We start from the raw sequence: 478 nt of genomic DNA, 5'->3' as shown, positions 1-478 counted from the left end.
AGTCAAGGATATAAATATTTCAAAACCTTTACAAATATTTATTAAAAACCGCATTATTGCGCAAATACATATATGATATATTATAATTGTATAAGATGAAAAGGATTTTATTATGCCGTTTGATGAAGAGTTTATTAATGATTTAAATTTGAAGGAATTTTTAAACGAGGGTAAACAGCCGGAGTGGATTAACAAAAGGTTTATCGACCTAACGGCTAGCGAAGTTATGGAATTTCGCATCTTGGAATACGCCAAAAAGCAAGAGTTGCTTCAATTGGTGGGGATGGACCCGCGTCTTAGGAGCCAAGTTTTTAACGAAGAGAACCCTAATTTAGATTTTCATCCAGTCGGGCCAGAGCATATTTCTCCGTACGGAGTTGCCATTCGAGCGCAAATGAAGGCGCAGAACGATGCAAACCTAGGGCATAAGCAAAATCCGCTTGTAGGATTAACTGATGAGGAAGTTGAAAGATCTAAA

At 37.0% G+C, this 478-nt stretch carries 1 protein-coding gene; it reads left to right on the top strand.

What is annotated here, in order from left to right:
• Positions 1-112: 112 nt before the first annotated feature.
• A partial coding sequence (locus ACYVTD_RS15665; protein ID WP_461248622.1) for a hypothetical protein occupies positions 113-478 on the top strand: 366 nt, incomplete at its 3' end.

The sequence above is a fragment of the Treponema sp. R6D11 genome (assembly GCF_054786075.1).
The sequence above is the reverse complement of the archived record's forward strand: the minus strand, read 5'-3'. Positions and strand labels throughout refer to the sequence as shown.